This is a genomic window from Allobosea sp. RCC_152_1 (assembly GCF_041360765.1).
Lineage (GTDB): Bacteria > Pseudomonadota > Alphaproteobacteria > Rhizobiales > Beijerinckiaceae > Allobosea > Allobosea spartocytisi.
Window position 1 is genome coordinate 167,389 of record NZ_JBFUPU010000011.1, and the last position, 6,664, is coordinate 174,052.

At 66.9% G+C, this 6,664-nt stretch carries 5 protein-coding genes; 3 read left to right on the forward strand and 2 right to left on the reverse strand.

From position 1 onward, the window contains the following. The first annotated feature begins 19 nt into the window (after positions 1-19). Genes AB6806_RS26005 through AB6806_RS26015 form a run of 3 tightly spaced genes read left to right on the forward strand, consistent with a single transcriptional unit; the run spans position 20 to position 3,322 of the window. Positions 20-730, forward strand: coding sequence for a CoA transferase subunit A (locus tag AB6806_RS26005; protein WP_133563699.1), 711 nt, complete (start codon positions 20-22; stop codon positions 728-730). Next, positions 730-1,392: a 3-oxoacid CoA-transferase subunit B gene (locus tag AB6806_RS26010; protein ID WP_038365674.1), complete on the forward strand. Its 663-nt coding sequence runs from the start codon at positions 730-732 to the stop codon at positions 1,390-1,392. The genes AB6806_RS26005 and AB6806_RS26010 overlap by 1 nt, the downstream gene beginning before the upstream one ends. A 22-nt stretch (positions 1,393-1,414) precedes the next feature. Beyond that, positions 1,415-3,322: a bifunctional sugar phosphate isomerase/epimerase/4-hydroxyphenylpyruvate dioxygenase family protein gene (locus tag AB6806_RS26015; RefSeq protein WP_038365675.1), complete on the forward strand. Its 1,908-nt coding sequence runs from the start codon at positions 1,415-1,417 to the stop codon at positions 3,320-3,322. Positions 3,323-3,413: 91 nt separating this feature from the next. On the opposite strand, the gene phnN is transcribed toward AB6806_RS26015, so the two are convergent. Beyond that, on the reverse strand, positions 3,414-5,456 hold the full coding sequence (gene phnN, locus AB6806_RS26020; protein WP_142022707.1) for a phosphonate metabolism protein/1,5-bisphosphokinase (PRPP-forming) PhnN: 2,043 nt from the start codon (positions 5,454-5,456) through the stop codon (positions 3,414-3,416). A 9-nt stretch (positions 5,457-5,465) separates the two neighbouring features. Continuing rightward, positions 5,466-6,299, reverse strand: coding sequence for a carboxylating nicotinate-nucleotide diphosphorylase (gene nadC / locus AB6806_RS26025; RefSeq protein WP_142022708.1), 834 nt, complete (start codon positions 6,297-6,299; stop codon positions 5,466-5,468). Positions 6,300-6,664 lie beyond the last annotated feature (365 nt).

Below are 6,664 nucleotides of genomic sequence, written 5' to 3' on the forward strand. Positions count from 1 at the left end.
CGACAATGACGAGGGATGGATGACGAACAAGATCTATGACGGCCCGAAGGCTGCTCTCGACGGACTGCTGTTCGACGGCATGACGATCATGTCCGGCGGCTTCGGCCTGTCGGGCAACCCCGAGAGCCTGATCCCGGAGATCCGCGATTCCGGCGTGAAGAACATCACCGTGATCTCGAACAATGCCGGCGCCGACGGCTTCGGCCTGTGGATGCTGCTGCAGACCCGGCAGATCAGGAAGATGATCGCGTCCTATGTCGGCGAGAACAAGCTGTTCGAGCAGCAATATCTCGCCGGCGAGCTCGAGCTCGAGCTCAATCCGCAGGGCACGCTGGCCGAGCGCATCCGCGCCGGCGGCGCCGGTATCCCGGCCTTCTACACCAAGACCGGCGTCGGCACCGTCGTCGCCGAGGGCAAGCCGGTCGAGGAATTCGACGGGCAGCTCTATGTGCGCGAGACCTGGCTCAAGGCCGATCTCGCCATCGTCAAGGCCTGGAAGGCCGACACCGCCGGCAACCTCGTCTATCGAAAGACCGCGCGGAACTTCAATCCGAACATGGCGACCGCCGGCAAGGTGACGGTGGCCGAGGTCGAGGAGATCGTCCCGGTCGGCTCGCTCGATCCAGAGGCGATCCACACCCCCGGCATCTATGTCGACCGCGTCATCAAGAGCACGATCAACGAGAAGCGCATCGAGAAGCTGACCGAGCGCAAGAGGGAGGCAGCCTGATGGCCTGGACCCGCGAAGAAGTCGCCGCCCGCGCGGCCAAGGAGCTGAAAGACGGCTTCTACGTCAATCTCGGCATCGGCATCCCGACGCTGGTGGCGAACTACATTCCTGCAGGTGTGGACGTCACGCTCCAATCCGAGAACGGCCTGCTCGGCATCGGGCCCTTCCCCTATGAGGGTGAGGCCGATCCCGACCTGATCAATGCCGGCAAGCAGACCATCACCGTGCTGCCGAGCTCGAGCTTCTTCTCCTCGGCCGATTCCTTCGCGATGATCCGCGGCGGCCATATCGACCTGACCATCCTCGGCGCCATGGAAGTCGCCGCCAATGGCGACATCGCCAACTGGACGATCCCCGGCAAGATGGTGAAGGGCATGGGCGGCGCGATGGACCTCGTCGCCGGCGTCAAGAAGGTCATCGTCGTGATGGACCACGCCAACAAGGCGGGCGAATCCAAGGTGTTGGAGCGCTGCTCGCTGCCGCTGACCGGCGCCGGCGTCGTCGACATGATCATCACCGATCTCTGCGTGATGACCTGCGACAAGGCCAATGGCGGCGGCCTGACCCTCATCGAGCTTGCGCCAGGCGTCACCCTCGACGAGGTCAAGGCCAAGACCGGTGCGCCCTTTACGGTCGCGCCTGCACTGGCCAAGGCCGCGTGAGCCGCGCCGGAGGAGGCATTCTGTGATTCCGTCAATCGCCACGGTCTGTGTCTCGGGCACGCTTCAGGAAAAGCTCGAGGCCATCGCGGCGGCCGGCTTCACGGCGGTCGAGATCTTCGAGAACGACCTGATCGCCTTTCCGGGCTCGCCGACGGAAGTACGCCGCATCTGTGCCGATCTCGGCCTCGAGATCGTCACCTGCCAGCCCTTCCGCGATTTCGAGGGCATGCCGGAGGGGCGCCGCCAGCGTGTCTTCGACCGGGCCGAGCGCAAGTTCGATCTCCTGCAGGAGCTGGGCACGGACCTGCTTTTCGTCTGCTCCAACACCTCGCCGGAAGCGCTGGCCGGCATCGACCGGCTTGCCGCCGATTTCGCCGAGCTGGGCGAGCGGGCCGGGCGGCGCGGCCTCAAGGTCGGCTACGAGGCTTTGGCCTGGGGACGGCACGTCTTCGACTATCGCGATGCCTGGGAGATCGTGCGCCGCGCAAATCGGCCCGAGGTGGGGATCGTGCTCGATTCCTTCCATATCCTGTCCCGCAAGCTCGATCTGTCCGCCATCGGCACGATCCCGCGCGACAAGATCTCGATGGTGCAGATGGCCGATGCGCCGCTGCTGCAGATGGACCTCCTTTCCTGGAGCCGGCATTGGCGCTGCCTGCCGGGGCAGGGCGAGCTCGACCTCGCCGGCTTCATGCGCGCGCTGGTCTCCACCGGCTATGACGGCGTGCTCTCGCTGGAGATCTTCAACGACCGCTTCCGCGCGGGCTCGGCCCGCTCGGTGGCGCTCGACGGGCATCGCTCCCTGATCTGGCTGCTCGACGAGACGGCACGGCAGATCGGCAAGCCCGTGCCGGGTGTGGTGCCGATGCCGCCGCCCGGGCCGGTCCAGGCGGTGGAGTTCATCGAGTTCGCTGCCTCGGAGGCGGAGCGGCCGGGCTTCGAGAAGCTTCTGCGCGCGCTCGGTTTCAGCCGCAAGGGTGCGCATCGCTCGAAGGATGTCGATCTCTGGCGCCAAGGCGATATCCGCATCGTGCTCAACAGCGAGGCGGACGGCTTCGCCCATAGCTACCAGATCACCCATGGCACCTCGGTCTGTGCGCTGGCGCTGCGCGTGCCGGATGCGCAGGCCGCGATCACCCGGGCCAAGGCGCTGCTCGACGTGCCGCATGCCGGCGCGATCGGGCCGGGCGAACTCGATATCCCCGCCGTGCGCGGGCTCGGCGGCAGCCTCGTCTACTTCCTCGATCGCACCTCGTCGCTCGGCCGCTGGGCCGAGGTCGATTTCGAGGCGACGGAGGAAAGCGACGCCGAGGCCGGGCTGACCGGCGTCGACCATGTCTCGCAGAGCATGCAGTACGAGGAGATGCTGACCTGGCTGCTGTTCTACTCCTCGCTGTTCGACACGAGGAAGGCGCCGAGCCAGGCCGTGCTTGATCCCGGCGGCGTGGTCCAGAGCCAGGTGATCGAGAGCGGGCTCGACGGAGAGCCCGGTCATGGTCTGCGGCTCATCCTCAACGGCTCGCAGAGCCACCGAACACTGTCGGCGCGCTTCATCACCGATTTCTTCGGCTCGGGCGTGCAGCACATCGCCTTCGCGACGAACGACATCGTGGCGACGGTGGAGCGGCTCATCGCCAATGGCGTCGCGATGCTCCCGATCCCCGAGAATTACTATGACGATCTGGAAGCCCGTTCCGATCTGTCGGCCGAGGAGATCGACCGGCTGAAGGCGCTGAACATCCTCCATGACAGCGATGCCGGCGGCAGCTTCCGGCAGGCCTATACGCAGACGCTGGATGGCGGGCTGTTCTTCGAGATCGTCCAGCGCGACGGTTATGCGGGCTATGGCGCGGTCAATGCCGGCATCCGCCTGACGGCGCAGGCGAGGCTCGCGCGGCCGATCACCATGCCGGCTCTCGGGCACGGTTGAGCGATGGCGGTGCCCCGCTCGGGAGGGCGGGGCAGGGAACCGTGAGCCCGTTCACGCCTGATTTCGTGCCGCGGCGCGATGCGGCCGGCGATCAATCGCCGATCAGATAGCAGGCTTCGGCCTCGGCCAGACGCTTTGCTTCGTCGAGATCGGCCGCCGATGAGGCGTGAATAGCGAAAAGTGCTTCGCCGGCGCGGACCTGTTCGCCCACGCGCATTTTCAGGTCGACCCCGGCGGATTTGTCGAAGGGGGCTCCGGCGCGACGCGCGATGCCGGCGACCGCCCAGCCGTCGATCTCCTCGATCAGCCCCGAGCGCCCGGCGCGCACCGTATGCACCAGCAGACCCGGCTCGATCGGCGGCGCGCGCCGGCCCTGGGCATCGATGATCGTCTCGAAGGCCCGTGCCGCGGCTCCGCTTTCCAGCAGCGCGATGGCCCGCTCCCTGCCTGCCTCCGGGGAGCCGATGTCGGGATCCCATGCGAGGATGCGGCTGGCGAAGAACAGGGCCTTCTCCAACAGATCGGGTGGCGCCTGCAGGTCGCGGTTCAGGACCCATCTGACGTCCCGGACTTCCAGCGCCGGGCCGATGCCTCGTCCGATCGGCCTGCTCCCATCGGTCGGATGGGCCTCGACCACCAGGCCGAGTTCCTTCCCGACGAATTCGAACAGGCGAGCGAGCTCGGTGGCCTCCTCCAGCGAATGCAGTTTCGCGCGAGGGCCGTAAGGGAGATCGACGATCACATTCGTCGATCCCGCCGTGAACTTCTTCGACAGGATCGAGGCGACCGACCAGCGATTGGAGTCGATGCCGAGCGGCCGCGTGATCGCATTCATCACGTCGTCGACGACGGAATGGTTGAGCCGTCCGTTCCAGGCGATGCAGGCCCGGGCCTGTTCGAGGCAGCGGCGCAAGCCTGCCGGATCGAGCTCGACATTCGCCACGACCTCCATGGCGTCCGCCGTGCCGGCAGCCGAGGTGATGGCACGCGAGGAGGTCTTGGGCATCAGGAACTTGCCGTGCGCGGCAATGATCGGGACGACGATGAGGGTGATGCGGCTGCCGGGAATACCGCCCATGGAATGCTTGTCGACGACGATCCGGTCAGGCCAGGCGATCCGCTGCGAGAAGCCGGTGCGGACGCGCGCGAGCGCGGCCACCTCGCGGTCGGTCAGCTTCTGCGTCGCCGCGACCAGGAAGGCGGCCACCTCGGCATCGGGATAGCGCGATTCGACGATATCCCGGATCAGCAGGCGATACTGCTCCTCGGAGAGCGCCTCGCCACGGAGCTTGCCGGTGAGGGCTTCGCGGCTTTCGGGTGAAGGCGTTCGCCGGATCGTCACCTCGCTGCCTTCTGGCATCGCGAATTCGGCGAAAGCTTCGGCCGAGAGGCCGATCTCGTCGGCTCCCAGCAGCCCGGACGGCTCGACCGCCTGCACCTCGGCGCGAACCGCCGCCATGCCGCTGGAGAGCTCGATCTTGCCCGGCCCGAGATAGTCGCGTCCATCGACCGTGCCACCGACGGGCAGATAGGCGCAGAAGCGCCTGCCGGTCAGGAAGGGCATGCGCTTCAGGGTCAGGTAGTTGGCCGCGTTCTCGATCGCGGCCACGAAGCGTTCGACGCCGACCGACGGGGTGTCGTCGTTGAGAACCTCGACGCGCCGAACACCTGCCGGCGGCGGTTCGACGACGCGCGCGAGCCTTTCGCAGATAGCTCCGGAATCCTCGCGCCCACGCTCCGCGATGCGCCGGGCCAGGACGGCCGCAGGCGCGACCACCTCCACCAGGACCAACCTAGCGGCGCGTCGCGAGAGGGCGGCGACGACCGCCCTGGACCCGTTTGCGACGACATGCCTGCCAGCTGCCAGCTCTCCTTCAAGAGAGGCCGGAAGCCCGTAGCGCAGGCCATGGGCCTCCCAATCGATCAGGAACTCCCCGGCCGTCCTGCGGCGCTCGAATTCCGTATCGGATACCGCCTCGTGGTCCTCTCCGGGCGAACCCGCGGGCCGCGTGATCGCCCGCCTGGCGAAGACGTAGCGCCCCGTCGCCTCCAGCGCCTCGCGGGCGCCGAGCATCAGCGTGTCTTTCCCGGCGCCGCTCGGGCCGATGACGAAGAACAGCGTGCCGGGACGCATCGCCGCCGCTCACGCCTCGTCGAGGCCGATATCCACCGCGACCGCAGCCTGCGTGATCTTGCTGGTCGAAATATAGTCCACGCCGGTCTCCGCGATGGCGCGGATCGTGTCGATCCTGATCCCGCCGGAGGCCTCGACCTTCGCCCGCCCACCGATGATGGCGACGGCCTCGACCATGTCCTTGATCGACATGTTGTCGAGCATGATGACATCGACATCGGCGGCGACGGCCTCGTGCACCTGTCCGAGGTTGTCGCACTCGATCTCGAGTTTCGTCAGGACGGGCAGCTTCTTGCGGGCCCGCGCGACGGCGGCGGCGATGCTGCCGCAGACGGCAATGTGGTTGTCCTTGACCATGACGCCGTTGTCGAGGCCGAGCCGGTGGTTGAGACCGCCACCGCAGCTCACGGCATGCTTCTCCATCATGCGCAGGCCCGGCGTGGTCTTGCGGGTGTCGATGAGCCTGGCCTTCGTGCCTTCGATCGCCGCCACATAGCGCGCGGTCTCGTTGGCGATGCCGGACAGGCGCTGGGCGATGTTGAGGGCGGTGCGTTCGGCCGTGAGCACGCTGCGGGCCGCTCCCTCGACCTCGACCAGGACGGCGCCCTTCTCGACGCGGTCCCCGTCCCTGACGCGCAGTTTCACCTTCAGCGTCGGGTCGTAGCGCTGGAATACGCGCGCCGCCACCTCGACCCCCGCGACGATCATCGGCTCGCGGGCGTTCATGTAGAACGCGCCGACCTCGTCCGGCTCGATCATGACCTGGACGGTGAGATCGCAGGCCCCGATGTCCTCGATCAGCCAGTGATCGATCAAGCGGTCAGTGGCGAAAACGTCGTACATCTCGTCCCCTCGCGATTTCAGCGCATAATTTGTTTGTATACGAATGATAGGGTCGGTTTTTCGTCGCTGTCAATCGGACTTTGCCGCTTCCGTCGAAGCTGCGGTCCGGTGCCTCCGGTCGCCTTCGGGTGGGGGCGGCCCGCATCGGGGGGATGTCTTAGTGTCGGGCCTTGGCGCGTTCGGCGCCCAGGCCGTCCATGTTCACGCGGGGGGAGGGTTCTCTCTGGCGACCCGCTGCGCGGGCGCCTGTATCTGCACTGCCTCCGGCCGGGGTTCAATCCCGTATTCTATTTCTCGACGAAGGCCTTTTCGATGACGTAGTCGCCGGCCTCGCCGTGATTGCCTTCCTCAAGGCCGCGCTCGGC